Below are 25,393 nucleotides of genomic sequence, written 5' to 3'. Positions count from 1 at the left end.
AAGAGAGGCGAACACATGACGAAGTACGTGGCGGCGATCGATCAGGGCACCACGTCCACCCGGTGCATGATCTTCTCCCACGGCGGCCAGGTGGTCGCGATCGATCAGCGTGAGCACAAGCAGATCTTCCCGCGCGCCGGTTGGGTCGAGCACGACCCGAAGGAGGTGTGGGAGAACACCCGCGCGGTCGCGGCGGGCGCACTGGCCAAGGCGGACCTGCACATCACCGACATCGCCGCGGTCGGCATCACCAACCAGCGCGAGACGGCCGTGGTGTGGGACCGCCGCACCGGCGAGCCGGTCTACAACGCCATCGTCTGGCAGGACACCCGCACCGACCGCATCGCGAACAGCCTGGGAGAGCTGGGCGGCGGGCAGGAGCGCTACCGGTCGAAGACGGGCCTGCCGCTGGCGACCTACTTCTCCGGCCCCAAGATCCGCTGGATCCTGGACACTGTGGACGGAGCCCGGGAGCGCGCCGAGGCGGGCGACCTCCTGTTCGGCAACATGGACACCTGGGTGCTGTGGAACATGACGGGCGGGGTGGACGGCGGCGTCCACGTCACCGACCCGACGAACGCCTCCCGCACGCTGCTGATGGACCTGTCTACTTTGGATTGGGACGCCGACATCGCGGCGGAGATGGGTGTCCCGCTGTCGATGCTGCCGCAGATCCGGTCGTCGTCGGAGGTGTACGGGAAGGTCCGCGAGCGCGGGGCGCTGGCGGGCGTGCCCATCGCGGGCATCCTCGGCGACCAGCAGGCGGCGACGTTCGGGCAGGCGTGCCTGTCCCCGGGCGAGGCGAAGAACACCTACGGCACCGGCAACTTCGTGCTGCTCAACACCGGGACCGAGCAGGTGATGAGCGAGAACGGCCTGCTCACCACCGTCTGCTACAAGATCGGCTCGAACGACCCGGTGTACGCGCTGGAGGGCTCGATCGCCGTCACCGGCTCGCTGGTGCAGTGGATCAGGGACAACCTGGGCATGATCAGCAACGCCGCGGAGATCGAGGAGCACGCGCGCCAGGTCGAGGACAACGGCGGGTGCTACTTCGTCCCCGCCTTCTCCGGCCTGTTCGCCCCCTACTGGCGCTCGGACGCCCGCGGCGCGATCGTCGGCCTGACCCGCTTCGTCAACAAGGGCCACCTGGCCCGCGCGGTCCTGGAGGCCACCGCCTTCCAGACCCGCGAGGTCATCGACGCCATGAACGCCGACTCGGGCGTCCCCCTGACCGCCCTGAAGGTCGACGGCGGCATGGTCGCCAACGAACTCCTGATGCAGTTCCAGGCCGACATCCTCGGCGTCCCGGTCATCCGCCCGGTGGTGGCCGAGACGACGGCCCTGGGCGCCGCCTACGCCGCGGGCCTCGCGGTCGGCTTCTGGGAGTCGGAGGACGACATCAGGTCCAACTGGGCCCAAGACAAGGAGTGGACACCGGTGCTCTCCGAGGACCAGCGGGAGCGCACATACCGCAAGTGGAAGAAGGCGGTGACCCGCACCTTCGACTGGGTGGATGACGAGGACTGACCACCCTCGCCCGCGACGCCCCCGCAGCCGCGCCCTGTGGGGGCGTCGCCACGCGCGGGGCGACCGCTCACCCCGCCGCCCGCGCACTCGGCCCGGCCACTGATACGGGTTACGTATGGCCGATGTGGGGGCACCACCGGGCTGACGCCAGGTGTGGAAATCGGAGGCCGAAGTGGACACCGGGGCAGCCAGCGCTGCGCTATGGACGACTGGCCTGGACTACGCCGGTCGACGCGGATCCCGCCTGGTCGACGCGGACCCCGCCCGACCTGGCCCCCGAGACGCCAGTGCATCCCGCAGGCTGATCGCGGAGCCCGACTTCCGATGATGTCATCATCGGAACGGGGGTTCAGATGTTCCGATCATCCGGGAGGGCGAGCTCGCAGCCTGCAGATGATGACATCATCCGGATCGGAATCGCTTCCAGATGATGACATCACCCGACTCTTCTAAGATGATGGCATCATCTGGATTTCGGATGATGACGTCATCTGGGATGGGCTCGGGGTGGGTCAGGCCCTGGCGGGGTGGCGGAGGCGGGGGATCTGGCCGATGCCGCCGCAGCGGCGGCAGAAGTCCTTGCGGTTCGGGGCGAGGCCGGAGCCGAGGCATTCGGGGCATTCGGTGCGACGGGACATGTTCGCCTCCATCACGGGTCGGTTGGATCAGGGGTACCGGCAATCGCCAGTTGCGGGGAAGGGCGTTGAGCGCCTTCACCCATCCTCGCGACATATCGATCACGGATCGCATGTCGCTACCCCGGGCGGTAAGACGGAAACCGCTCGATAGTGGGAACTCAGTCCAGGTCGTCGTGGCGCATCAGCCTGCGGCCCGCCTCGGTGATCGAGCCGGACAGGGACGGGTAGACGGAGAACGTCAGCGCCAGGTCGTCCACCGTCAGCTGGTTCTGCACCGCCAGCGCGATCGGCAGGATCAGCTCGCTCGCGCTCGGCGCCACGATCACGCCGCCGATCACCACGCCCGTCGCCGGGCGGCAGAACAGCTTGACGAAACCGCGGCGCAGGCCCTCCATCTTCGCCCGCGCGTTCGTCGCCAGCGGGAGCATGATCGTGCGCGCGGGCACCTCGCCGGAGTCGATCGCCTGCTGGCTGATGCCCACCGTCGCGATCTCCGGGTGGGTGAAGACGTTCGCTGCGACCGTCTTCAACTTGATCGGCGCCACGCCCTCGCCCAGCGCGTGCCACATCGCGATGCGGCCCTGCATCGCCGCCACCGACGCCAGCATCAGCACGCCAGTGCAGTCCCCGGCCGCGTAGATGCCCGGCACCGACGTCCTCGACACCCGGTCCACCGGGATGAACCCGCCCGGGCCAGGCGTGATGCCCACCCGCTCCAGCCCGATGTCGGTCGTGTTCGGCACCGACCCGACGGTCATCAGCGCGTGGCTGGCCCGCACGGTGTCGCCGCCCTTGAGGTGCACGACCACGCCGTCGCGGTCGCGGTCGATGCGCTCGGCCCTGGCGTGCTTGACCAGCGTCGTCCCGCGCTCGGCGAAGACGTCCTCCAGCACGACCGCGGCGTCGGCGTCCTCGTGCGGCAGCACCCGGTCGCGGCTGGAGATGACCGTGACCTTCACGCCCATCTCGATGAACGCCGAGGCGAACTCCGCCCCGGTCACGCCCGACCCGACCACCACCAGGTGCTCGGGCAACTCCTCCAGGTCGTAGATCTGGCGCCAGTCCAGCACGCGCTTGCCGTCGGGCTCCGCGCCCGGGATGACCCGGGGCGTCGCGCCGGTCGCGACCAGCACGACGTCGGCGTCGAGCACCTCGGTCTCGCCGCCGAGGGTCTGCACGGCGACCCGGTGCGAGGCCATGCCCGCCCGGTCGTCGCAGAAGCGGGCGGTGCCGGTCAGCAGCCGGATGCCCTCGCGCTGGAGGCGGTTGCGGATGTCGGCGGACTGGGCCAGCGCCAGCCCGCGCACCCGGCCCCGCACGACCGGCAGGTGCACGGTCGAGTCCACGTCGTCGGTGCCGATGCCCAGCTCGTCGGCGTCGCGGAAGGCGGAGCGGGCCGCGGCGGAGGCGATGAAGGTCTTCGACGGGACGCAGTCGTAGAGCACGCACGCGCCGCCGAGGCCGTCGCGCTCGACCACGGTGACCTCGGCTCCGTGCTGCGCGGCGACCAGGGCGGCCTCGTAGCCCGCCGGTCCTCCACCCATGATCACGATGCTGGTCACAAGGCCCTCCAAGCTGGTCGTGTCCCGCGCACACCCTATGCGTCCGCGCACGCGACACGAACGCCAACCCGCGAGCCCGCCTGCCCGCACCGCTCACACTCGCTAGGCTGTCCCGCGTGCCGCTCTACGCCGCCTACGGGTCGAACATGGACCCGGCCCAGATGATGAAGCGCGCCCCGCACTCGCCGATGGTGGGCTCCGGGTGGCTGGTCGGCTGGCGCCTGACCTTCGGCGGGGAGGACCTCGGCTGGGAGGGCGCGCTCTCCACGATCGTCGAGGACCCCGACTCCCAGGTGTTCGTCGTCATCTACGACGTGGTCGAGGACGACGAGAACAACCTGGACCAGTGGGAGGGGGCCGAGATGGGCTTCCACTCCAAGATCAGGCTGCGCGTGCAGACCATGGAGGGCTCGGTCCTGGCCTGGCTCTACGTCCTGAACGACTACGAGGGCGGCCTGCCCTCGGCGCGCTACCTCGGCGTGATCGCCGACGCCGCCGAGGCCGCGGGCGCGCCCAGCGACTACGTGGCCGACCTCAGGACACGGCCGTGCAACGGAATCGGGCCCGCCCCCACCAGCTGACAACCGGCCGGGCGCCCGCACGTCTCCTCCTACGTGACAGCAGTCACGAACCCATCAATCCCAGGGAGGGGATTGTGATGCGAGGTACCTGGGCCAGACGGGCCGCCGCCATGCTGGCGGCCTTCGGCGTGGCCGCGACGCTGACGGTGGCGGGCTCGTCCGCCGCGACGGCGACGCAGGGCTACTGCGGCATCTCCTGGGGCTCGCTGCCCAAGACGGCGGCGCCCACCGAGACCGCCGCGCTCACCAACGTCCGGGGCGGCAGGCACCAGTGCTGGGACCGCCTGGTGATCGACATCCGCTCGCCCGGCGCGGACGGCTTCAACGTCCGCTACGTCGACGAGGTGACCGAGGACGGCTCCGGAGCCGTCGTCCCGCTGCGCGGCGGCGCGAAACTGCAGGTCGTCGCCATCGCGCCCGCCTACGACAGCGCGGGCAACCCGACCTACACCCCGGCCAACCGCCGCGAGCTGGTCAACGTCGCCGGGTGGGACACCTTCCGCCAGGTGGCGTGGGCCGGGTCGTTCGAGGGCCAGACCACGATCGGGCTGGGCGTGCGCGCCCGGCTGCCGTTCCGGGTGTTCGTCCTCGACGGCCCGGGCAGCGGCTCGCGCATCGTCGTCGACGTCGCGCACCGCTGGTCGTAACCGCTCACCCGCGCAGCGCGCGGACCACCCGCGACGGGCTGGGGCGCCCCAGCACCGTCGCCATCCACGCACTGGTGTCGGCCAGCCTGTCGAGGTCGACACCGGTGTGGATCCCCAGGCCGTCGAGCATCCACACCAGATCCTCGGTGGCCAGGTTGCCGGTCGCGGACTCGGCGTAGGGGCAGCCGCCGAGCCCGCCTGCACTGGAGTCCACTGTGGTCACCCCGAGGCGCAGCGCGGCCAGCGTGTTCGACAGCGCCTGCCCGTAGGTGTCGTGGAAGTGGACGGCGACCGCGTCGATCGGGGTCCCGACCTCGGTCACCGCGCGCAGCACGGCCTCGACGTGGCCGGGGGTGGCCACCCCGATCGTGTCGCCGAGGGACAGCTGCGAGCAGCCCATCGCCATCAGCCGCGCGCCCACCGCGGCGACCTGGGCGGGCTGGACCGGGCCCTCCCACGGGTCGCCGAAGCACATCGAGACGTAGGCGCGCACGTCGAGGCCCTCGGCGACCGCGCGGGCCACGACCGGCTCGAACATCGCGAACTGCTCGTCCAGCGAGCGGTTGAGGTTGCGCTGGGCGAAGGTCTCGGTGGCGCTGCCGAAGACGGCGATGTGCCGGACCCCGGCCTCGAGCGCGCGGTCGAGGCCCTTCTCGTTGGGCACGAGCACCGGGTAGCGCACACCGTCCACAGGGGACAGCCGCGCCAGCACGTCGGCGGCGTCGGCCAGCTGCGGCACCCACTTCGGGTGCACGAAGCTGGTCGCCTCCAACGTGGTCAGACCCGCGTCGGCCAGCCGGGCGAGGAACTCGACCTTGACGTCGACGGGCACGACCGCCTGCTCGTTCTGCAGGCCGTCGCGGGCCCCGACCTCCCAGATCGTGACCCGCTCCGGCAGGTCCGCGGCGACGACCTGGGGGAGTCCGACCTCACGCGCGCCCATCGATGGCCTTGTGGTCGTCGTAGGGGTTGTCGTTGACCTCGCGGTAGAGCAGCGTGTGCACCTTCTCCACGTTCGGGATGTCGTCGAACTCCAGCGGCTCCTGCGCGCTCGACTCGATGATCAGCGTGCCGCAGCCCACGACCCGGTCGATCAGGCCGTGCTCGAAGCGGACGCTGGAGATGCGCGAGAGCGGGATGTCGATGCCCGTCCGGGTGACGATGCCCTCGCGGGCCATCACCCGATCGGTGGTCACGATGAAGTGGGTCGTGCGCCAGCGCAGGAACGGCACGATGAACAGCCAGATGGTGAGGATCAGCGCCAGCGCGCCGATGATGATCCACGCGATCATGGCCCAGGACAGGTCCTGCACCAGGATGGCGCCCCAGATGCCCAGGCCGAGGATGACGACCAGGGCGAGGTAGGGCACCAGCAGCATCTTCCAGTGCGGGTGCTTGTGCAGCACGACCGCCTCGCCGTCGCTGAGCAGGTCGTCGGGGTAGGCCACGGTGGTCCCTCCGTTCGCGGCTTGACGGAGTAACCGTACCGCTGCCGACTACGCCAGAGCGCGAAGATGGACGACGTCCCCGGCCGAGATCGTCCGGGCCGTGCCGTCCACGTCGACCACGAGCTGTCCGTCGCCGTCGACCTCGACGGCGAGGCCCTGCCGCGCGGAGTCCTGGGGCAGCTCGACGCGCACGCGCTGGCCGAGCGTGGCGCAGTTGGCGCGGTACTCCGCGAGCAGCCCGGAGGTGGCCAGGTCGCCGCCCGCGCCGCGCCAGGACCGCTCGACCTCGGCGAAGCAGCGCAGCAGCGCGACGGCGACCTCGGCGCGGTCGGCGGTCGCGCCCTCCTGCTGGAAGGACGTGGCGGGCAGCCCGCCCGCCCCCGGCGGCACCTCGCGCGGCAGCCGCCCGACGTTGACCCCGACCCCCACCACGACGGCGGGCGGCTCGGCGGCGGCCACCTCGGCGAGGATGCCAGCCGCCTTGGCCATGGACGCGCCGATGAGCAGGTCGTTGGGCCACTTCAGGGCGGCCATCACGCCCATGTGCCTGGCCATGCGGATGAGCGCGACGCCTGCGACCAGCGACAGCGCGCCGAGCTTCGGCGTCGGCACGCCGTCGGGGCGCAGCAGGACGCTGACGTAGAGCCCGGACTCCGGCGGGGAGACCCACTCGCGGCCGCGGCGGCCGCGGCCGTCGGTCTGCTCCTCGGCGATGAGGACCGTCCGGTCGGCGGCCTCGCCCGCCCGCGCCATCAGGTCGGCGTTGGTGGAGCCGGTCGTGGGGACGACGTCGAGGGCGGCATACGGCCCGTCGTGGTCGACCAGGGCGGCGCGCAGGGCGTCGGCGTCGAGAGCGGCCATGGGGCCAGGGTAGAGGTGCGGGTGCCCGGCGGCCGGTCGGAGCTGTGAACGGCGCGCCGGGCGCGGTCAGCGTGCTACCTCCAGTGCGCTGGAGGTCAACCGTCACCCGAAGGAACTTCACCAATGGCGTGGATACGGTCACGCCGGGACAACACGGGAGGGAAGGGGACGGCATGGCCGAGGAGATCGAGGTGGGGAGCCGGGTCATCGCCCCGCTCGGATGCGGGGAGGTGGCGGGGACCGTCGTCCGCGTCGCCGACGGGATCACGGTGGACCTGGAGGTCGACGGCGTCGACGGGCCGTTCCTCGTGACGTTCGGGCGCGCCGACATCACCGCTGTTTCACCCGGTGATGTGAGCTACGCCTAAGCCCCTGATCGGCGTCGCGTCGCTAGGGTGTCCACCCATGAGCAGCGCGACCGAGCCGATTGGGCGGGTGCAGGCCGAGGAGCCGGACCTCCACACCACGGCGGGAAAGCTGGCGGACCTGTACCGCCGCTACGACGAGGCCGTGCACGCAGGTTCCGCGCGTGCGGTGGAGAAGCAGCACGCCAAGGGCAAGATGACCGCACGCGAGCGGATCGACCTGCTGCTCGACCCCGGGTCGTTCGTCGAGCTCGACGAGCTCGCGCGCCACCGGTCGACCAACTTCGGGCTGGAGAAGAACCGGCCCTACGGCGACGGCGTCGTGACCGGCTACGGCACGGTCGACGGGCGCCCGGTGTGCGTGTTCAGCCAGGACGTCACCGTGTTCGGCGGCTCGCTGGGCCAGGTCTACGGCGAGAAGATCGTCAAGGTCATGGACCTGGCCATCAAGACCGGCCGCCCGATCATCGGCATCAACGAGGGCGGCGGCGCGCGCATCCAGGAGGGCGTGGTCTCCCTCGGCCTCTACGGCGAGATCTTCACCCGCAACGTGCGCGCCTCCGGTGTGGTGCCGCAGATCTCCTTGATCATGGGCGCCAACGCGGGCGGGCACGTTTACTCACCCGCGCTCACGGATTTCATCGTGATGGTCGACAAGACCTCGCAGATGTTCATCACCGGGCCCGACGTCGTGAAGACGGTGACGGGCGAGGAGGTGACGCTGGAGGAGCTGGGCGGCGCGCGCACGCACAACACCAAGTCCGGCGTCGCGCACTACATGGGCGCCGACGAGGAGGACGCGATCTCCTACGTCAAGGAGCTGCTGTCCTTCCTGCCGTCGAACAACCTCTCCGAGGCCCCGGTCTTCCCCGGGTTCGCCGAGGAGGGCTCGGTCGCGGAGAACGTGCAGGCGACCGACCTCGAACTCGACGCGCTCATCCCGGATTCGGCCAACCAGCCCTACGACATGCACGAGGTCATCACCCGCGTCGTCGACGAGGGCGAGTTCCTCGAGGTGCACCCGCTGTTCGCGCCGAACATCGTCGTCGGCTTCGGCCGGGTCGAGGGCCGCAGCGTGGGCGTCGTGGCCAACCAGCCGACCCAGTTCGCGGGCTGCCTGGACATCGACGCCTCGGAGAAGGCAGCGCGGTTCGTGCGCACCTGCGACGCGTTCAACATCCCGGTCCTGACCTTCGTGGACGTGCCCGGCTTCCTGCCCGGCACCGACCAGGAGTTCGGCGGCATCATCCGGCGCGGCGCCAAGCTGATCTACGCCTACGCCGAGGCGACCGTCCCCCTGGTCACCGTCATCACCCGCAAGGCCTACGGCGGCGCGTACGACGTGATGGGCTCCAAGCACCTCGGAGCCGACGTCAACCTGGCCTGGCCGACCGCCCAGATCGCGGTCATGGGCGCGTCGGGCGCGTCGAACATCCTGCACCGCAGGACCCTGCAGGCGGCCATGGAAGCGGGCGAGGACGTCGACGCCCTGCGCGCGAAGCTCGACCGCGAGTACGAGGAGACACTGCTCAACCCGTACGTCGCCGCCGAGCGCGGTTACGTGGACTCGGTCATCCCCCCGTCCCACACCCGCGGCTACGTCGCCCGCGCCCTGCGCATGCTCAGCGACAAGCGCGAGAACCTGCCGCCCAAGAAGCATGGGAACATCCCGCTGTGACCGAACCCCTGTTCCGGGTGGTGCGCGGCACCCCGTCCCCGGAGGAACTGGCCGCCCTGACCGCCGTCATCCTGGCGGCCGCCTCCGAAGACGGCGACTCGGCGCCCACCCCGACCTCCCCGTGGTCGGCCCGCGTCACCCAAACCCGCCGCCCCCTCGACCCAGGCCCCGGCGCCTGGCGCGCCTCCGGCCTACCGCACTAACCCGGCGACTGACGGGATGGTGTTAAGGGACGCAGGGGTCCGCTGGAGCGCGAACACCATGCTCCCCCCTCCAGTCGACCGCTCTTCCCCCTTGCCCCCTCGTCCTGGCCGTCTTTAACCCTGGGAGGGCGGTGTCAAGGGCAGGCGAAGCCTGTCGCGCAGCGACGCCGAAGGCGCCCTTTACACCGCCCTCCCAGGGTTAAACAATCGAGGCCGAGGGGAGCGCACCCCCGCCAGCAACGCAACGCCCCGAGGGCCTAGATCAAGCCGGATACCAACGGGCACCACATCCCCTGGTCACCCCACAGCCGACCGCCGCGCCCCGTACCCTCCCAGCCGTGCGTCCACCGCGGACAGACCCCGAGACAGACCCCAAGACACAACCCCGCCCACCCGGGGGCGAGCCCCCACAACACAACGCTATCGAACACGCGTTCGGGGCGTCCACCGAATATTCCACCGCCACGAAAGGCGCTGGTCAGCGGTGATGGCGCGGGAGCGGCCGTGGGTGGGGTTGGCGGCGTTGTGCGCCTGCTTCTTCCTGGTGATGCTGGACTCCACCATCGTCACCGTCGCGGTCCCGGCGATCCTGACCGGGTTGGACGCGACGTTGAACCAGGTCATCTGGGTCAACAGCGTCTACCTGCTGGCCAACACCGTCCCCCTGCTGATCACCGGCCGCCTGGGGGATCGGTATGGGCCCAAGCGGGTCCTGCTCGTCGGGCTCGGGCTGTTCCTGGCCGCGTCGCTGTGGTGCGGGCTGGCGACGTCGGCGGGTTCGCTTATCGCGGCGCGGGCGGTGCAGGGGCTCGGGGCCGCGCTGATGACGCCGCAGACGCTGGCGTTCATCACCCGGCTGTTCCCGCCCGAGCGGCGCGCGGTGCCGATCGCGGTGTGGGGCGCGGTGTCCGGGGTCGCCACGATCGCCGGGCCGGTCGCGGGCGGGCTGCTGGTGCAGCACGCGGGCTGGGAGTGGATCTTCCTGCTCAACCTGCCCATCGGCGTCGCCGGACTGCTGGTCGGCGCGCTGATGCTGCCCGACTGGCGGCCCGACAGCCGGATGCGGTTCGACACCCTCGGCGCCGTGCTCGCCTCAGCCGGGCTCGCCGCCCTCGTGTTCGGCGTGCAGAACGGCCAGCACTACCAGTGGGCCAGCGGCATCGTGTACGTCATCGCGATCGGGCTGCTGCTGCTCGGCGGGTTCCTCATCCACCAGCGGCGGGCGCCCGCGCCGCTGGTGCCGATGCGGCTGTTCGACAACCGCGTCTTCGGCGCTGCCAACCTGACGCACGCCGCGCTGGGGTTCGCCACCACCGGCATGTTCCTGCCGCTGGTCATCTACGTGCAGACCGTGCTCGGCATGGACCCGCTGGCCTCCAGCCTGCTGTGCGCGCCGATGGCCGTCGGCGCGGGCCTCGCGGCGATCGCGGCGGGGAAGCTGGTCGCCCGGGTGGGCGCCCGGCCGCTGGTGACGTCCGGGCTGGCCGCGCTCGCCGCCGGGGTCGTCGTGCTGGCGATCCAGGCCGAGCCGGACACCGCCCCGCTCGCGCTGGTCCCCGGGCTGGTCGTGGCCGGGACAGGCATCGGGCTGGTGTTCTCGCCGCTGACCGCCGCCGCGACGTTCGGGCTCTCGCCCGAGCTGGCGGGCGCGGCCTCCGGGGTGTTCAACACCTCCCGCCAGGTCGGCGGCGTGCTCGGGTCCGCGTCGACCGGGGTGCTGCTGCAGCTGGGCCTGAGCCTCACGGTGCCCGCGGCGGCGCGCGAGTACGCCGAGCTGCTGCCCAGCAGCTACGCCGACGAGTTCGTCCGGCGGATCAGCGAGGCGGCCAACACCGCCAGCCAGTTCGGCGGGGAGGGCCCGCCGGTCCCGGCCGACTGGTCGCCCTCGATCGCCGAGCGCGTGCGCGACCTGGCGACCGACGCGTTCAACCTCGGGTTCACCAACGCGGCGAAGGCGACGCTGGTGCTGCCGGTCGTCGTGCTGGTCCTGGGCATGGTCGCCGCGTCGGGCCTGCGGACGCCCGTGCTGAGCCGCAGGCCATAGGATTGCCGACCGTGCTGCTCGTACTCGCCTCCCAGTCCCCCGCCCGCCTCGGCGTCCTGCGCGCCGCGGGCGCCGATCCCGAGGTGCGCGTCTCCGGGGTGGACGAGGACGCGATCATCGCCAGCCTCGGCGACGCCAAGCCCGACACCGTGGTGACCGCGCTGGCCGAGGCGAAGGCCCGCGAGGTCGCGGGGGAGTTCGCCGACGCGCTGGTCATCGGCTGCGACTCGATGCTGCACTTCGACGGCGAGCTGGTCGGCAAGCCCGGCACCGCCGAGATCGCCCGGCAGCGCTGGGCCAGGATGGCGGGCGGCACCGGCGACCTGCTCACCGGCCACGCCCTGCTCCGCGTCCGCGACGGCGCGGTGACCGCGACCGCCACCGGCGCCGAGCGCACCCTGATCCGCTTCGGCCGCCCGACCCAGGACGAGATCGACGCCTACATCGCCACCGGCGAGCCGCTCAAGGTCGCGGGCGCCTTCACCCTCGACGCGCTCGGCGGCTGGTTCGTCGACGGCATCGACGGCGACCCCTCCAGCGTGGTCGGCATCAGCCTGCCCCTGGTCCGCCGCCTGCTCGCCGACCTCGGCATCTCCGTCACGTCCCTGTGGACAGCCAGGTGAGCGGGCTCACCCCGCTGCTCCCGGCATGTGGACACCCGGCCGGGTAACCCCGGTCACCCGTTCGGCGGGGAAGGATTCGCGCAGGTCGCTGGTTGGATGCAGGTGATGAGGTCCATTCGTGTCACCGCGCTGACCGAGCGCCTGCACGTCGATCTGCGGCGGCAGGCCAGCTCGCTGTGTCGGCGCTGAGCCCTGCCCACAACCGCACCGGCCCTCGCGCATCCCCTGGAGTATCGACATGTCCACAGCCGCCCCGCCGCGATCCGGCAACCGGCGCACCCTGTACTTCGGCCTGGCCGTGCTGGCCGGTCTCGTCATCGGCGCCGTGCTCGGCGTCGTCGCCAAGGCGACCGAGGCCGAGTGGCTGGTCACCACGCTCGACACCATCGGCTCGGTCTTCACGTCCCTGCTGCAGTTCACCGTCATCCCGCTGGTCTTCACCGCCATCGTGGTCGGCTTCACCAGCCTGCGCGGGCTCGGCGGGGCGCGGACGGCGACGCGGCTGGGCGGCAAGACGCTGATGTGGTTCGGGATCACCTCGCTGATCGCGGTGCTCCTGGGCATCGCCATCGGGCTGATCTCCGGCGCGGGCAGCGGCGTGACCGTCACTCCCAGCGCCGAGGCGGTGGAGAAGCTGGCCGCGCGCGACCAGGGCGACTGGCTGACCATCCTCAACGGACTCGTGCCGAGCAACATCTTCGCCGCGTTCTCCGAGGGCGAGGTGCTCCAGGTGGTGTTCGTCGCCGTGCTGGTGGGCATGGCGACCTTCGCGCTCGGCGACCGCGCCGCGCCGTTCGTCTCGGTCAACCGCGCGGTGTTCGACATCATCCAGAAGCTGCTGGGCTGGATCATCCGGCTGGCGCCCATCGGCGTCCTCGGCCTGATCGGCAACGCGTTCGCCACCTACGGCAACGAGTTCGTCAAGCCGCTGCTGTCGCTGATCGCGGTCATCTACATCGGCTGCGCGGTGATCCTCTTCGTCGTGTACCCGATCCTGCTGAAGTTCGTCGGCCGGGTGAGCCCGCTCGCCTTCTACGGCAAGGCGTGGACGGCGCTGCAGTTCGCGTTCGTGTCCCGGTCATCGGGCGCGACGCTGCCGCTGAGCCGCCAGACCGCCGTCAACCTCGGCGTCGAGCCGGGCTACGCCGGTTTCGCGGTCCCGCTGGGCACGACGACCAAGATGGACGGTTGCGCCGCGCTGTACCCGGCCATCGCGACCATCTTCATCGCCAACATCTTCGGGTACTCGCTGAGCTTCTGGCAGTACGTCGGCATCGTCGCCGTCGCCGTGTTCGGCGCCTTCGCCACGGCGGGCACCACCGGCTGGTTCACCATGCTGACGCTCACCCTGAGCACGATCGGCCTGCCGCCGGAGCTGATCGCGACCGGCGTGGCGATCGTCTTCGGCATCGACCCGATCCTGGACATGATCCGCACCGCGACCAACGTCGCCGGGCAGATCACCGTCCCGGTCCTGGTCGCCAGGGGCGAGGGGATGCTCGACGACGACGTGCTCAACGAGCCGAGCGAGCCGCCGCTGCTGGAGGAGCACCAGGCGCGGACCCCGGTCCCGGCCTGACCTGATCGCGACGGCCGCCCCTTCTCCACGGGAGGGGCGGCCGTTCTCACGCGCAGGGCCGCAGCCTGCTCGCCGCGACCTCGACCGCCGGGTACCCCGGCAGCGCCTCCACCGACGAGTACCCCCGAGTGCAGCCCACCGTCGACCCGACCAACGTGAACACCTGCGCGTGCACCGTGCCGCACGACTCCGACGAGCACTGCGCCGTGACGACCTCCGGCCCCGAGTCGGCCACGATGTTGTTCAGCACGATGTATCCCGCGGTCGACAGATAGGCGCGCTCCAACGGGCTCCACTTGCCGGACCGTCCCACCACGACTTTGCCCGTCTGACCCCGGGTGCCCTCCGCGCGCACCAGACATGCCGAGATCGACGCCGGATAGCACTGCAGCGCTCCCTCGGGCAGCAGCACGCCGATCTCGCCGATCTCGATCACCCGGCTCGTCCCCGGCCCGCCGATGCGCAGCCGCCCCGTCTTGGCCCCGGAGTCGGCGACCAGCTCGACGCGGGTGTCGCCCAACGTCGCCGTTCCCAACACGCGGCACGGTTCGCGCAGACAGCCGTCGGCCCTCGGATCGGACGTCGTCGCGGGCGCGGTGGTCCCCGCGGCCGAGGGCGGGGGCGTGGGCGCGGGGTCCGTCCGGGTCAGGGCGGCGCCCGCCACCGCGCCCGCGAAGACGAGCGCGCCGAGCGTCGCCGTCACCAGGACGGTCCGGGGCGTGCGCCTCGCCACAGCCGGGTCACCTCCCCTCGGGGCACTACTCCGTAAGAGGGACATTACTTGCCGAGTGTGGGGTTGCTCTCGGTTCCCGGAAGGGCGCAGGTCCGTAAACTGCCCCACAGCCCGCGCGACATCTAGGAGGAACGGCGTGTCCAAGGCCCTGACCAAGGTCCTCATCGCGAACCGGGGCGAGATCGCCGTCCGGGTCATCCGGGCCTGCCGGGACGCCGGGCTGACCAGTGTCGCCGTCTACGCCGACCCCGACCGCGACGCGGTGTTCGTGCGGCTGGCCGACGAGGCGTTCGCCCTGGGCGGCAGCACGCCGGGCGAGAGCTACCTGTCCATCGACAAGGTGCTCGCCGCCGCCAAGCAGTCCGGGGCCGACGCCGTCCACCCCGGCTACGGCTTCCTCTCCGAGAACGCCGAGTTCGCCCAGGCCGTGATCGACGCCGGGCTGGTGTGGGTCGGTCCCGACCCGCAGGCCATCCGCGACCTCGGCGACAAGGTGACCGCGCGGCACATCGCGACGCGCGCGGGCGCGCCGCTGGTGCCCGGCACCAAGGAGCCGGTCGGTGGCGCCGACGAGATCATCGCCTTCGCCCAGGAGCACGGGCTGCCGGTGGCGATCAAGGCGGCGTTCGGCGGCGGCGGGCGCGGGCTCAAGGTCGCCCGCACGATCGAGGAGATCCCGGAGCTGTTCGACTCCGCGGTGCGCGAGGCGGTCACCGCGTTCGGCCGGGGCGAGTGCTTCGTCGAGCGGTACCTGGACAAGCCGCGCCACGTCGAGGCGCAGGTGCTGGCCGACAAGCACGGCAACGTGATCGTCGTCGGCACCCGCGACTGCTCCCTGCAGCGCCGTCACCAGAAGCTGGTCGAGGAGGCCCCCGCGCCGTTCCTCACCGACGAGCAGCGCGCCTCGATCCACGCCTCCGCCAAGGCGATCTGCAAGGAGGCCGGGTACTCCGGCGCGGGCACCGTCGAGTACCTCGTGGGCCTCGACGGGACGATCTCGTTCCTGGAGGTCAACACCCGGCTGCAGGTCGAGCACCCGGTCTCGGAGGAGACCACCGGCATCGACCTCGTCCGCGAGCAGTTCCGCATCGCCGCAGGCGAGAAGCTGCGCTTCACCGAGGACCCGACGCCGCGCGGGCACTCCATCGAGTTCCGGATCAACGGCGAGGACGCCGGTCGCGGCTTCCTGCCCGCGCCCGGCACCGTGACCCGGTGGGTCGCGCCCGAGGGCCCCGGCGTGCGGGTGGACTCCGGGGTGGAGTCCGGCACCGTCATCGGCGGGCAGTTCGACTCGCTGCTGGCCAAGCTGATCGTCACCGGGGCCGACCGGGACGAGGCGCTGGCGCGGGCCCGGCGCGCGCTGGACGAGCTGGTGGTCGAGGGCATGGCCACGGTCACCCCGTTCCACCGGGCGATCGTGCGCGACCCGGCCTTCGCCGAGGACTTCACCGTCCACACCCGGTGGATCGAGACCGAGTGGGACAACACCGTCGAGCCGTTCACCGGCGGCGCTGACGCTGCCGAGGCCGAGCCGAGGCAGAACATCGTCGTCGAGGTCGGCGGCAGGCGGCTGGAGGTCAGCCTGCCGGGCACGCTCTCCCTGGGCGGCTCCGGCGGCGGCGCCGCGGCCAAGGCCAAGCCGCGCAGGCGCGCGGGCGGCAAGGGCGGCGTCGCGGCGTCCGGCGACGCGGTGGCCGCGCCGATGCAGGGCACCATCGTCAAGGTCGCGGTGGAGGACGGCGCGCAGGTGGCCCAGGGCGACCTGATCGTCGTGCTGGAGGCGATGAAGATGGAGAACCCCGTCACCGCGCACAAGGCGGGCACCGTGACCGGCCTCGGAGTCGCCGCGGGCGACTCGGTGACCACCGGAACCGTGATCTGCGAGATCAAGGACTGAGAGGGATCTCAGCGTCCGGTTCCGTACGATCGGGGACGTGAGCCCCACTCCGTGGCAGGACCTGCGCGTCGGCGACGCCGAGCGCGAGTCCGCGCTGCGCTCGCTGGGCGACCACATGGCCGCGGGCAGGCTCTCCGTCGACGAGTACGGCGAGCGCTCCGCGCACGTGGCCACGGCCAGGACCCGGGGCGACATCGCCGCGCTGTTCGCCGACCTGCCCGAGCCCCGGCCGCTGTTCGGCCAGGCCCCGGCCCCGGCCCCGGCCCCGCTCGCGCCGCCCCCGCCGCCGCCCGCGCGGCGGGCGTCCGACCTCGTGCTGCCGGTCGTCGCGGTGGGGCTGGTGCTCGTCGGCGCGCTCGTGTTCCGGTTCTTCCCGCCGTTCCTGCTGATCCCGCTGGTCATCTTCCTGGTCGCGCGCGGGCGCAGCCAGCGCTGGCGCTGACGCTCAGCCCTCGGACGTGCTGTGGTCGAGCGCGACCACGGCGAGGACGTGCTGGGCGACGCTGCCCGCGGGCGCGTAGATCCGCAGCGGCACGTCGTTGGCCGCGTTGCGGGCGACGGCCACGTGCAGCACCGACACCCCGGCGCTCGCCAGGTGCGTCACCCCGGACAGGTCGACGGTGACCGAGCGCGTGCCGCCGCTGGTGTGCCTGCGCAGTCCCACATCCAGTTCCGCTGCCGTGCGCGCGTCCACAGGGCCGGTGACGACGACCCGGCCGTCGTGGCGGGCCAGGCCCAGCCGGTCGGACGGGGGCGGGCGCCGGGGCACGCCGGAGGCGACCTCGTCGGCGGTCAGCAGCCGGGCCGGGCGGGTGAGCCGGTGCCGGACGGTGGCCGTGGTCCCGGTCTCGGTCCGCTCGACGCGCAGCTCGTCGACCAGCTCGGCGGTCATGGTCAGGCCGAGGCCCCGGGCGCCCTCCGGCGGCCGGTCGCGCCAGCGGCCCGCGTCGGCGACCTCGATCTCGGCGACGCCGTCGCCGCCGAGCCCGGTCCGCACCCGCACCGGGCCGGTCCCGGAGTGCTCGACGGCATTGGTCACCAGTTCCCCGACCGCGTGCTGCACGGCGGAGGCGGCGGCCGAGCCCGCGCCCACCCGGGCGAGCCAGCCCGCCAGCGCCTGCCGGACCGCGCGCAGCGTGGCCGGCTCGGCGGGCAGCTCCACGCGCACGTCCTCGGCGGGCGCGACGCGCTGGGCGGCCAGGAGCGTGATGTCGTCGGTGTGCCCGGTGGCGCGCACCAGCAGCTCCACCGGGTGCGCGCACGCCCGCTCCGCAGCGGAGAGCACCGAGCCCAGCCGCTCCCAGTCGGCCACCGCCGCGCCCGCGACCTGGGTCAGCTCGACGGTCGCCGCGGCGGGCGCGCGGCCGGGGCGCTCGACGATGCCGTCGCTGTAGAGCAGCAGGACCTCGCCGACCTCGACGCGGTCGCGACGCATCGGGAAGCCCGCGCCCGCGCCCAGCGGGCCCGCCCCCGTCATCGGCAGGTACCGCGTGCTGCCGTCCGGGGCGATCAGCAGCGGCGGCGGGTGGCCCGCGGTGCAGTAGACGAGCGAGCCGTCGGCCGGGTCGAGCACGGCCACGCACACCGTCGCCGCGCGGGCGTCGGAGAGGCGGCGGGCCGTCCGGTCGAGCGCGGCCAGCGCCAGGCCCGCGTCGCCCGTGCCGTCCAGCCGGTCCAGCAGGACCGCGCGCAGCTGGCCCATGGTCGCCGACGCGGCCATCCCGTGGCCCACGACGTCGCCGACGACCAGCGCCACCCGGCCGTCGAACAGCGGCACGGCGTCGAACCAGTCCCCGCCCGCGGCGTCCGCCGCGTCGGCGAGCAGGTAGCTGGCGGCGACCTGCACGGTCGGCAGCACCGGCAGACCGGCGGGCAGGAGGTGCCGCTGCAGCGACCGGACCAGGTCGTGGGCAGGCTCGCGCTCGGCCGGTGCCGCCATGGCGGCCCGCCGCTCGCGCACCCGGGCGGTGACGTCGACGGCGGAGGCGATGAGCCCGGCGACCGCACCGTCCCGGCCGCGCCGGGGCTCGACCGCGAAGTCCAGGAAGACCTCCTCCGGCGCGGCGTCCCGGCCGCGCCGCAGCAGGACCCGCCACTCGCCGCCCGCCTCGGCGATGCCGGTCTCGCGGACCCGGTCCAGCAGCTCGACCAGGTGCTGGCCGCGCAGCTCAGGGAGCACGTCGCGGACGGGCCTGCCGATCGGGTCGTCCACGCCGATGAACCGCCGGTACAGCCCGGACGCCGCGGTGACCACGTGGTCCGGCCCGTCGAGGCCGATGACCATGACCGGCATCTCGTCGAAGGTCCGCACCACCGTGTCGGTGTCGCCGACGCGGGAAACCAGGTCGTCGGCCACATGTCCTCCAACCCGGCCGGGGATCGCGAACATCCTCCCCCAGCGCCGGTAGGTTGGCCGGGTGGAACCGGTGGAGATCAACGCGGGGAAGTACTACCTGCGCGCGCTGCGCGCCGACGACCGCATCGACGACCGGCCCGCCGTGCTGGCGGGCTTCACCGACCCGATCAGCAGGCGCTGGCTGTCCCACATCGCGGTCCACGACCTGGCGACCGCGGGCGCCTACATCGCCCAGCGCGCCCGCGACTGGGAGAACGAGACCCGGTTCTCCTGGGCCGTCGCCGACCAGCTGACCGGCGCGCTGCTCGGCGAAGTCCTGCTCAAGGAGGTCGACCTGGCCGCGGGGGTGGCCGAGGCGGGCTGCTGGACGCACCCGGACGCGCGCGGGCAGGGCCTGGCGACCGACGCGCTGGCCGCGGTGATCCGGTTCGGCTTCGGCGCGCTGGGCCTCACCCGGATCCTCTACCGGCACGAGACTGCCAACACCGCCTCGGCCAGGGTGGCGGCCAAACTCGGGTTCACGCAGGTCGACGCGATCGACGGGACCACGACGCTGGTGCTGCGTAACGACTGAGCCACGGCCGCGATCAAGAGGGAGCCGGGGCCGACGGGCAAGCGTCAGGAAAACAGTGGGCCAACGGTCGAATCCGAGCGTCGCCACTCGATAGAGTGACGACACCACGGAAGGTGACGGGGGAGGCGGCATGCCAGAGCACCACCTGCTGTCGGTCGAGCCGGGCGCGGTGCCCGAGCTGCGCCGCGCGTTCCTGTCCGCGTTGACGGCGCTCGACCGGCAGATCGAGCTGGTGCGGGCCGAGATCCGGACGACGCCGTGGGCGGCCGACCCGGTGAGCGCGGACGCGGCGCGCGCGGTCAACGCCCTCTCGGCCGAGGTTGACGGCGCGGCGCTGGAGGCGCTGCTGGCCTACCGCGAGCAGTTGGACGCCGCGGTCGAGAACCTCGACAAGACCGCGGAGCAGTACCAGGGCCTGGAAGACGACAACCGGGCGAGGGTGACCCACAACACCGGGGGCGGAGCATGAGCGAGGACCCGGCCCGCTGGCGGGGCTTCACGCACGAGGAGCTGTACCGGATGCTGCACGACGGGCCGGGCCCGTCGGCGTCCGCGGGACCGTCCCGGCGCTGGGCCGAGCTGACCTCGGCCCTCGACGAGGTCGGCCACCAGCTGGAGAGCGCGCTCGGCGCGGCGGGCACGGCGTGGACCGGGCGCGCGGCGGGCGCTGCCCACGACCGGCTCGCGCCGCTGGCCGGATGGGCGAAGACCACGTCCGAGGGTGCGGCCGCGATGCGGACGGCCGTGGAGACCCAGGGCAGCCTGATCGCGAAGGCCCGCGCGGACATGCCGGTGCCCTCGGAGACGCCCGCGATGGCGCCGGACCCGAGCGTCCCGCCCGCGGTGCAGGTCGTGGGCGTGCAGGACGACGCCGAGCCCGCGGAGACCGCCAAGGCGGCGGGCGAACAGCGCGCGGTCGAGGTCATGGCCGCCTACGAGACGGCCACCAAGGAGAACCTCGCGCCGCTGACCCCGTTCGTCGGGCCGGGGCCGCTGCTGCGCGACGGCAAGGTCCACCGCGGCCAGGGCCACGGCGTCCGGACGGGCACGACGGCGTCGCTCGCCGTCGGCGGCGGCCCGGACGGGGGCCGGGGCGGCGGCGACCACCAGCACCACCACCGGCCGTCCGGGCCGCACCGCGACTTCAGCGCGCCGTTCACCCACAGCTCGGGTGCCGCGTCGGCAGCGCCGCCCCGCCCGCTGCCGCCGGTCGCCGCGCCGCTGGCCGCCTCGGCCCCCGCGCAGCAGCCGACGCCCCTGGTGGCAGCGCCGATCTCCACGGGCGCGCGGCCCGAGGAGGACCGGCCCCGCGAGCGCCGCGCGCCCGCCGTCGCCGCCGCCATCGGCGCGGCGCCGCCGGAGTCGCACGCCCCGGCGTCGTCGTCGTCCTCGGTGCCCCCCGCGCCGCTGTCGCCGAACCCCGGCGCCGCGGGCGCCCCGGTCGGCGGCGCGGGCGCGCCCGTCGGCTCGGCGGACAAGGTGGCGGTGCGCCGGTTCGGGCCGGAGGTCATCGGCTCCAGCCAGTGGTTCGCCGACGGCGAGGTCGCCCCGGCGCGCGCGGTCAGCGGGCGCAGGCGCGACCTCGGCTCGACGGACACCGTGACCGAGAACGTCAGCGTGGACGGCGAGGACCACCAGCTCCCGCCGCCGGTCATCGGGGGCTAGTCGGCGCGGTGTCCACTGTGGAGTTGTCCGCTGTGGAGTTCGACGTCCTCCGCGAGCACCTCGGCGTGGAGGAGTTCCCCGTCGTGCTGCGGGTCCCGTCGCCGGGCCGCACGGAGGCCGAGCGCGCCCGCCTGGTGCGCGCGGCCTGGGCGACCCTGTCCCGGCGTGGGGTGGCGGACTACCCCGAGGTCGATCCCCGGTTGGCGGCGATGCTGGCCGTGCTCGCGCGTCCGCAGTCCTCTGTGGACGTCCGGGTGTGGGGCGAGGGTGCCGCCCGCGCGCTGGCGGCGATCGCCGACGGCACAGCGGTGCTGGCCGTCCTGGCGGGCACCACGCTCACCCTGTCCGCGATCGACGACGGCCTGCCTCGGCACGCCCTGTCGGTGCTGCCCAGACTCCCCGCGGGCCCGGGCCGCTCGGTCACCCTGCCCTCCGCCGATCTGGCGGCCGCCGCTCCCGCTCCCGACCTGGCCGCCGCCCTGCGCGCCCGAGGCGTCCGCGCCGACGACGCCACCCACCTGGCCGAGATGATCGCTCCCCTGACGGCTCAGGGCCAGTTCGGCGCGGCCCACCGCGACCGCTACGGCAAACGCCACCGCACCCCGTGCACCGTCAGCTTCTTCGACACCGCGGCGGGCCGCTACCTCCAGCTCCGCACCCCCAACCCCGACGGCGAGCACTGGACGACGGTCAGCCCCGCCGACCACCGCGCCCTCCTGCGCCACCTCGACGAGCTCTTCACCGCCCGCCCACCCGGCTTCCGCCCCTGACCCCGCCGCCGACCGCGGTCTCCTTGCTGGGGGACAGTGAGACGCCGCAGCTCAGATGATGCGATCATCTCGATCGCAGATGATGTGGCCATCTGAATGGCGGGTCAGATGATGGCATCATCTGTGATCTGGGCGGGCGCGGCGGTCCGGATGCCGCGGTCATCCGGGTGGGTGCGGCGCCGGTCAGGCCGAGCCGACCTGGAAGCCCGCGACGACGTCGGCGAAGAGGCCGGAGCGGGCCGAGTCCTCCTGCTCGATCGGGACCGTCAGCGAGACCACCCACAGGTCGGCGCCGCGGGGGTGGACGTCGGCGAAGGTGACCCTGGTCAGGTCTGGGGCGGGGCCGCCGGGGGCGTTCGGGAAGGACTCGACCGTGCGGTAGGTCAGGCGGAGGCCGCCGTCGTCCAGGGGAGTCTCGCCGACCGGGCGGTACGCGGGCACCCGCGAGGCCAGATAGGACAGATAGTCCTCGATCGTGTGCTTCGCGGTGTACTCCGGGAACCGCTCGACGACCAGTTCCGCGGTGCCCGTGGGCGCGACCCAGTGCACCCGGGTGCTGTTGGGCAGGGTCTCCGGGGTGCGCTGTTCGACGAACTTCACCCAGTCCTCGGGCACCGGGACGGAGAACGCGCCGCCCTGCTCGCCCGCGAGGGTGGACGCGTCGGCGCTGCGGACGACCAGCTCGGTGACCGGCGAGTCGGGGACGGGCACGGTCGTCGTCGTGGTCCGGGGCAGCACCGGCTCGCCGCCGACCACCCTGGCCAGGGCGAAGCCGCCCGCCGCGCCGCCTGCGAACAGCAGCGCGGCCACCAGGGTCAGCACGGCGGCCGCGACCGCCCCCCGCGTCCGCACGGCGGGGGCGAAGGGCAGCGGGCCGGGGGCGAGCGCGAGCGGCGCGCTCGTCTCGCCCGGCGGCTCGGGCGCGGGCTCCGGGGCGGGCGCGGGCCGGGTGACGACGGTGGCGGCGTCCTCGGCCGAGGTCTTCAGGTCGGCGAACACCGACCGGCCGGGCGCGGGGAGCAGGGGGTGCAGCAGCTCGCGGACCTCCTGCAGCGACATCCGCGCCTCGGGGTCCTTGACCATCAGCCCGGTGATCACCGCGCGCAGCGGGCCGTCGTGCTCGGGGACCGGGACCTCGCCGTCGACGACGCGGTGCAGGGTCTCCAGCACGGGCGCGTCCGGGTCATACGGCGCGCGGCCGTCGACGGCGGCGAAGAGGGTCGCGCCGAGGCCCCAGAGGTCGGCGGCCGGGGTGACCCGTCCGCCGGAGACGACCTCGGGGGCGATGTAGGCGGGGGAGCCGAGCATCACGCCGCTGCGGGTCAGGGTGCGCTCGGAGACGTTGCGGGCGATCCCGAAGTCGGTGAGCTTGACCGTGCCGTCCGTCCCGACCAGCACGTTCCCCGGCTTCACGTCGCGGTGGGTGATCCCGGCGGCGTGCGCGGCCAGCAGCCCGGCGGCCACGGCCGACCCGATGACCGCGGCCTGCACGTCCGTGCACGCGCCGTTGAGCCGCAGCAGCTGCGCCAGACTCGGCGCCTGCACGTACTCCATGACCACGAACGGCTCGTCGCCGTCGCTGACGACGTCGTGCAGCGTGACGACGTTCGGGTGGGCCAGCACGGCGATGGCGCGGGCCTCGCGCAGCGTCCGCTCCCGCAGCTCGGCGGCCTCGGCGTCGGTCACCCCCGGCTGCCGCCGCACCTCCTTGACCGCGACCGGACGGCGCAGGTGCTCGTCGTAGGCCGACCACACCACACCCATCGCCCCTTGCCCGATCAGCCCGCGCACGCGGTACCGCCCGGCGATGAGGCGCTGTTCCGAGGTCGACACGGCCGCCATTGTCCCTGATGGGACCACCTTGACGGGGAGTCGCCACCACCTCTGTCCGGTTACTCCGAACGGATGAGCCTGGAAACGGTCACCCGCCATGTCTCGACCCTTCGGAGGTAGGTGCACAGCCTTTCCCCCCCGTTGGGAGGCGGACATGTCGCAACAGGCCCAGCCGGTCGCGAAGGAGCGCCCGAAGCGGAGGAAGTGGCCCTGGGTGCTCGGCGCAGCCCTCGTGCTGATCGTGATCGCGTTCGCGTCGTGTGTGATCTGTGGTAGCGCAAAGAGGTGACCGTCGAGGGCTTCGCCAAGGGCGGCAGTCTCACGGTGATCACCCCGATGGAGGGCGGCGACGTGCAGTGCTCGGTGACCGTTGACGGCGCCGCTCCCCAGACCGCCAGGGCCAGCGGCAAGAGTGCGGCGGCCAGTTGCACCGGGTTCTGATCGACGCCGTGGCGGCGGCCACAACCGTCCTCGTTAATCGGGATTATCCGCAGCGTCACGAGGCGCAGATCTTGCTGTTTCCGCAGCTTACGCACAGCAAGGCAGCCGTCACTCGAGTGGGTGGCGGCCGGTCGTGTCAGCTTGCCTCGATTGGCTGACTTCGGCCACCGAATGACATAAGCGGGGGATATGGGACAAAACAGAGCAGCGCTGAGACTACGGAACGTAGATCTCAAGCCCGAAGATCAGCAGATGATCGACCGCCACCTGTCCATGGCAGTCGATGTCGCCGGGCTCACCCCCAGGACCCGGCGCGACCGCGAGGGCGTCCTGCGGCGGCTCGCATGGTGGCTGGAGACGACCCACGACTCCACCCTGGAGGAGGCCACCGCGGAGCAGTTAGCCGGGTGGTCGGAGGCGATCCTGCGGACGTCCTCCGGCGCCACCGCGTCGATCGCGACTCGACGCGCGTACATCAGCCACGTCCGCGAGTTCTACCTTTGGCGGGCGCTCGAGGGCCATCCCAACCCGGCGCTGCGCCTGCGCCCGCCGAAGAAGCGCCGGAGGCTGCCGCGGGCCATGGACGAGCGCTCCCTCGTGACCGCCCTGGCGGGCCTGCGCGGTGTCCACCGCGTGTGGCTCGCCCTGGCCGCCGTGGCGGGTCTGCGCGTGGGCGAGATCGCCGCGATGCGCGGCGAGGACATCGACGACCACGAGGACCCGGTCGCGCTCATCGTCCACGGGAAGGGCGACCGCGACCGGCGGGTGCCGCTCGCCCCGGAGCTCTGGCGGTGGCTGCAGCCCTACGTGGTCCGCGGTTCGCTGTGGAGCAGGCCGCGCGGGGGCCAGGTCGACGGAGACTGGGTCTCTCACGAGCTCAGCGCGGCCCTCGCCGCTCTGAATCTGCGCTACACCGCGCACCACGCTCGGCACCGTTTCGGCCGTTCGTTCTACCTGGCGACCGGCGACCTGCGGGCCACGCAGGAGATCCTCGGGCACGGCAGCGTCACGTCGACGGAGCTCTACACGGAGGGCGCGCGGACCGCGGCGGCGGTCGGCGTGCAGCAGGTCTCGACACCGCTGCGGAGGATCACTCCGACGCGGGTCGACCGGAGTCCGCGCAGTGCGTAGCTGCGCGGACTCCGGCTCCCCGGCAAGCCGGGACCACTAGGGTAGACCCGGCAGAATCGACAGGGCCCCCGCCAGCAGCAATGGCGGGGGCCCTGTCATCTCGGTGGGTTACTGGCTGGCCGCCAGGGTCACGAGGGCGGCCAGGCTGCTGGTAGGGACTTCGATCAGGCCAGCAACAGGGTTCTTGCTGTCCCGAACGGCGGCTAGGTCGCCGCGCACCTCGACGCAGCTGTT

The 25,393-nt window shown here is 72.8% G+C and carries 27 protein-coding genes; 18 read left to right on the top strand and 9 right to left on the bottom strand.

From position 1 onward, the window contains the following. The first annotated feature begins 15 nt into the window (after window positions 1-15). Complete coding sequence (gene glpK, locus Actkin_RS28330; RefSeq protein ID WP_258904904.1) at window positions 16-1,530, top strand: glycerol kinase GlpK; 1,515 nt, start codon at window positions 16-18, stop codon at window positions 1,528-1,530. 512 nt (window positions 1,531-2,042) lie between these two features. On the opposite strand, the gene Actkin_RS28325 is transcribed toward glpK, so the two are convergent. After that, window positions 2,043-2,168 carry a hypothetical protein gene (locus tag Actkin_RS28325; protein WP_258904903.1) on the bottom strand — a complete coding sequence of 42 codons (126 nt, stop codon included), beginning with the start codon at window positions 2,166-2,168 and terminating at the stop codon, window positions 2,043-2,045. 158 nt (window positions 2,169-2,326) lie between these two features. Further along, window positions 2,327-3,730 carry an NAD(P)H-quinone dehydrogenase gene (locus Actkin_RS28320; RefSeq protein WP_189209730.1) on the bottom strand — a complete coding sequence of 468 codons (1,404 nt, stop codon included), beginning with the start codon at window positions 3,728-3,730 and terminating at the stop codon, window positions 2,327-2,329. 116 nt (window positions 3,731-3,846) lie between these two features. Here Actkin_RS28320 and Actkin_RS28315 point away from each other — a divergent pair, with 116 nt between their 5' ends. After that, a complete protein-coding gene (locus Actkin_RS28315; protein ID WP_189209731.1) occupies window positions 3,847-4,311 on the top strand; it encodes a gamma-glutamylcyclotransferase in 465 nt (154 codons plus the stop codon). 77 nt (window positions 4,312-4,388) lie between these two features. Next, complete coding sequence (locus tag Actkin_RS28310) at window positions 4,389-4,958, top strand: AMIN-like domain-containing (lipo)protein (RefSeq protein ID WP_229786693.1); 570 nt, start codon at window positions 4,389-4,391, stop codon at window positions 4,956-4,958. 4 nt (window positions 4,959-4,962) lie between these two features. Here the strand turns inward: Actkin_RS28310 and Actkin_RS28305 are convergent, their stop codons facing one another. Genes Actkin_RS28305 through Actkin_RS28295 form a run of 3 tightly spaced genes read right to left on the bottom strand, consistent with a single transcriptional unit; the run spans window position 4,963 to window position 7,267 of the window. Further along, complete coding sequence (locus tag Actkin_RS28305) at window positions 4,963-5,901, bottom strand: hydroxymethylglutaryl-CoA lyase (protein WP_189209732.1); 939 nt, start codon at window positions 5,899-5,901, stop codon at window positions 4,963-4,965. Continuing rightward, window positions 5,888-6,406 (bottom strand): PH domain-containing protein, encoded by a 519-nt coding sequence (locus Actkin_RS28300; protein WP_189209733.1) that lies wholly within the window; start codon window positions 6,404-6,406, stop codon window positions 5,888-5,890. The genes Actkin_RS28305 and Actkin_RS28300 overlap by 14 nt, the downstream gene beginning before the upstream one ends. 48 nt (window positions 6,407-6,454) lie before the next feature. Continuing rightward, window positions 6,455-7,267: a biotin--[acetyl-CoA-carboxylase] ligase gene (locus Actkin_RS28295; protein ID WP_258904901.1), complete on the bottom strand. Its 813-nt coding sequence runs from the start codon at window positions 7,265-7,267 to the stop codon at window positions 6,455-6,457. A gap of 173 nt (window positions 7,268-7,440) precedes the next feature. Here Actkin_RS28295 and Actkin_RS28290 point away from each other — a divergent pair, with 173 nt between their 5' ends. From Actkin_RS28290 to Actkin_RS28265, 7 genes are all read left to right on the top strand, one after another. Beyond that, window positions 7,441-7,635: a hypothetical protein gene (locus tag Actkin_RS28290; RefSeq protein WP_258904900.1), complete on the top strand. Its 195-nt coding sequence runs from the start codon at window positions 7,441-7,443 to the stop codon at window positions 7,633-7,635. Between the two features lie 37 nt (window positions 7,636-7,672). Next, entirely contained in the window at window positions 7,673-9,310 is a 1,638-nt protein-coding gene (locus tag Actkin_RS28285) for an acyl-CoA carboxylase subunit beta (protein ID WP_189209736.1), read from the top strand. Then, a complete protein-coding gene (locus Actkin_RS28280; RefSeq protein WP_258904899.1) occupies window positions 9,307-9,513 on the top strand; it encodes an acyl-CoA carboxylase subunit epsilon in 207 nt (68 codons plus the stop codon). The genes Actkin_RS28285 and Actkin_RS28280 overlap by 4 nt, the downstream gene beginning before the upstream one ends. A gap of 487 nt (window positions 9,514-10,000) precedes the next feature. Continuing rightward, window positions 10,001-11,557, top strand: coding sequence for a DHA2 family efflux MFS transporter permease subunit (locus tag Actkin_RS28275; RefSeq protein ID WP_258904898.1), 1,557 nt, complete (start codon window positions 10,001-10,003; stop codon window positions 11,555-11,557). A gap of 11 nt (window positions 11,558-11,568) precedes the next feature. Beyond that, the gene (locus tag Actkin_RS28270) at window positions 11,569-12,180 is read left to right on the top strand and encodes a Maf family protein (RefSeq protein WP_258904897.1); all 612 of its coding nucleotides are present in this window, start codon (window positions 11,569-11,571) and stop codon (window positions 12,178-12,180) included. A 96-nt stretch (window positions 12,181-12,276) separates the two neighbouring features. After that, window positions 12,277-12,369, top strand: a complete 93-nt coding sequence (locus Actkin_RS32800; protein ID WP_396122897.1) for a putative leader peptide — start codon at window positions 12,277-12,279, stop codon at window positions 12,367-12,369. A 49-nt stretch (window positions 12,370-12,418) separates the two neighbouring features. Then, entirely contained in the window at window positions 12,419-13,759 is a 1,341-nt protein-coding gene (locus Actkin_RS28265; RefSeq protein WP_189209739.1) for a dicarboxylate/amino acid:cation symporter, read from the top strand. A gap of 46 nt (window positions 13,760-13,805) precedes the next feature. Here Actkin_RS28265 and Actkin_RS28260 read toward each other — a convergent pair whose 3' ends face one another. Next, window positions 13,806-14,492 (bottom strand): hypothetical protein, encoded by a 687-nt coding sequence (locus Actkin_RS28260; RefSeq protein WP_258904896.1) that lies wholly within the window; start codon window positions 14,490-14,492, stop codon window positions 13,806-13,808. A gap of 136 nt (window positions 14,493-14,628) precedes the next feature. On the opposite strand from Actkin_RS28260, the gene Actkin_RS28255 reads away from it, so the two are divergent. Together Actkin_RS28255 and Actkin_RS28250 are read left to right on the top strand one after the other, a co-directional pair. Then, a complete protein-coding gene (locus Actkin_RS28255) occupies window positions 14,629-16,389 on the top strand; it encodes an acetyl/propionyl/methylcrotonyl-CoA carboxylase subunit alpha (RefSeq protein WP_189209741.1) in 1,761 nt (586 codons plus the stop codon). A gap of 37 nt (window positions 16,390-16,426) precedes the next feature. Beyond that, window positions 16,427-16,831: a DUF1707 SHOCT-like domain-containing protein gene (locus Actkin_RS28250; RefSeq protein ID WP_258904895.1), complete on the top strand. Its 405-nt coding sequence runs from the start codon at window positions 16,427-16,429 to the stop codon at window positions 16,829-16,831. 3 nt (window positions 16,832-16,834) lie between these two features. Here Actkin_RS28250 and Actkin_RS28245 read toward each other — a convergent pair whose 3' ends face one another. After that, window positions 16,835-18,745: a SpoIIE family protein phosphatase gene (locus Actkin_RS28245; RefSeq protein ID WP_258904894.1), complete on the bottom strand. Its 1,911-nt coding sequence runs from the start codon at window positions 18,743-18,745 to the stop codon at window positions 16,835-16,837. A 61-nt stretch (window positions 18,746-18,806) separates the two neighbouring features. On the opposite strand from Actkin_RS28245, the gene Actkin_RS28240 reads away from it, so the two are divergent. The 4 genes from Actkin_RS28240 (at window position 18,807) to Actkin_RS28225 (ending at window position 21,754) form a co-directional block, all read left to right on the top strand. Next, on the top strand, window positions 18,807-19,319 hold the full coding sequence (locus Actkin_RS28240) for a GNAT family N-acetyltransferase (protein WP_189209744.1): 513 nt from the start codon (window positions 18,807-18,809) through the stop codon (window positions 19,317-19,319). A gap of 130 nt (window positions 19,320-19,449) precedes the next feature. Further along, window positions 19,450-19,788: a transcriptional regulator gene (locus Actkin_RS28235; protein ID WP_258904893.1), complete on the top strand. Its 339-nt coding sequence runs from the start codon at window positions 19,450-19,452 to the stop codon at window positions 19,786-19,788. Then, window positions 19,785-20,984, top strand: a complete 1,200-nt coding sequence (locus tag Actkin_RS28230) for a PPE domain-containing protein (RefSeq protein WP_258904892.1) — start codon at window positions 19,785-19,787, stop codon at window positions 20,982-20,984. The genes Actkin_RS28235 and Actkin_RS28230 overlap by 4 nt, the downstream gene beginning before the upstream one ends. A gap of 8 nt (window positions 20,985-20,992) precedes the next feature. Beyond that, a complete protein-coding gene (locus tag Actkin_RS28225) occupies window positions 20,993-21,754 on the top strand; it encodes an ESX secretion-associated protein EspG (protein ID WP_189209747.1) in 762 nt (253 codons plus the stop codon). Window positions 21,755-21,937: 183 nt separating this feature from the next. On the opposite strand, the gene Actkin_RS28220 is transcribed toward Actkin_RS28225, so the two are convergent. Further along, window positions 21,938-23,596 (bottom strand): serine/threonine-protein kinase, encoded by a 1,659-nt coding sequence (locus tag Actkin_RS28220; protein ID WP_258904891.1) that lies wholly within the window; start codon window positions 23,594-23,596, stop codon window positions 21,938-21,940. Window positions 23,597-23,872: 276 nt separating this feature from the next. On the opposite strand from Actkin_RS28220, the gene Actkin_RS28215 reads away from it, so the two are divergent. Further along, complete coding sequence (locus Actkin_RS28215; RefSeq protein ID WP_258904890.1) at window positions 23,873-24,028, top strand: hypothetical protein; 156 nt, start codon at window positions 23,873-23,875, stop codon at window positions 24,026-24,028. Window positions 24,029-24,280: 252 nt separating this feature from the next. Further along, window positions 24,281-25,159, top strand: a complete 879-nt coding sequence (locus Actkin_RS28210) for a tyrosine-type recombinase/integrase (protein ID WP_258904889.1) — start codon at window positions 24,281-24,283, stop codon at window positions 25,157-25,159. Window positions 25,160-25,267: 108 nt separating this feature from the next. On the opposite strand, the gene Actkin_RS32665 is transcribed toward Actkin_RS28210, so the two are convergent. Further along, window positions 25,268-25,378 carry a hypothetical protein gene (locus Actkin_RS32665; protein WP_309569087.1) on the bottom strand — a complete coding sequence of 37 codons (111 nt, stop codon included), beginning with the start codon at window positions 25,376-25,378 and terminating at the stop codon, window positions 25,268-25,270. Window positions 25,379-25,393 lie beyond the last annotated feature (15 nt).

Source organism: Actinokineospora sp. UTMC 2448 (genome assembly GCF_024760565.1).
GTDB classification, from domain to species: domain Bacteria; phylum Actinomycetota; class Actinomycetes; order Mycobacteriales; family Pseudonocardiaceae; genus Actinokineospora; species Actinokineospora fastidiosa.
This window is presented reverse-complemented; position numbering and strand designations above follow the sequence as displayed.

Bases quoted from the DNA above. Each gene is read 5' to 3' on its own strand.
- glpK (WP_258904904.1), top strand. From the start codon at position 16: ATGACGAAGTACGTGGCGGCGATCGATCAGGGCACCACGTCCACCCGG.
- Actkin_RS28325 (WP_258904903.1), bottom strand. From the start codon at position 2,168: ATGTCCCGTCGCACCGAATGCCCCGAATGCCTCGGCTCCGGCCTCGCC.
- Actkin_RS28310 (WP_229786693.1), top strand. From the start codon at position 4,389: ATGCGAGGTACCTGGGCCAGACGGGCCGCCGCCATGCTGGCGGCCTTC.
- Actkin_RS28305 (WP_189209732.1), bottom strand. From the start codon at position 5,901: ATGGGCGCGCGTGAGGTCGGACTCCCCCAGGTCGTCGCCGCGGACCTG.
- Actkin_RS28295 (WP_258904901.1), bottom strand. From the start codon at position 7,267: ATGGCCGCTCTCGACGCCGACGCCCTGCGCGCCGCCCTGGTCGACCAC.
- Actkin_RS28290 (WP_258904900.1), top strand. From the start codon at position 7,441: ATGGCCGAGGAGATCGAGGTGGGGAGCCGGGTCATCGCCCCGCTCGGA.
- Actkin_RS28285 (WP_189209736.1), top strand. From the start codon at position 7,673: ATGAGCAGCGCGACCGAGCCGATTGGGCGGGTGCAGGCCGAGGAGCCG.
- Actkin_RS28275 (WP_258904898.1), top strand. From the start codon at position 10,001: ATGGCGCGGGAGCGGCCGTGGGTGGGGTTGGCGGCGTTGTGCGCCTGC.
- Actkin_RS32800 (WP_396122897.1), top strand. From the start codon at position 12,277: ATGCAGGTGATGAGGTCCATTCGTGTCACCGCGCTGACCGAGCGCCTG.
- Actkin_RS28265 (WP_189209739.1), top strand. From the start codon at position 12,419: ATGTCCACAGCCGCCCCGCCGCGATCCGGCAACCGGCGCACCCTGTAC.
- Actkin_RS28235 (WP_258904893.1), top strand. From the start codon at position 19,450: ATGCCAGAGCACCACCTGCTGTCGGTCGAGCCGGGCGCGGTGCCCGAG.
- Actkin_RS28230 (WP_258904892.1), top strand. From the start codon at position 19,785: ATGAGCGAGGACCCGGCCCGCTGGCGGGGCTTCACGCACGAGGAGCTG.
- Actkin_RS28220 (WP_258904891.1), bottom strand. From the start codon at position 23,596: ATGGCGGCCGTGTCGACCTCGGAACAGCGCCTCATCGCCGGGCGGTAC.
- Actkin_RS28210 (WP_258904889.1), top strand. From the start codon at position 24,281: ATGATCGACCGCCACCTGTCCATGGCAGTCGATGTCGCCGGGCTCACC.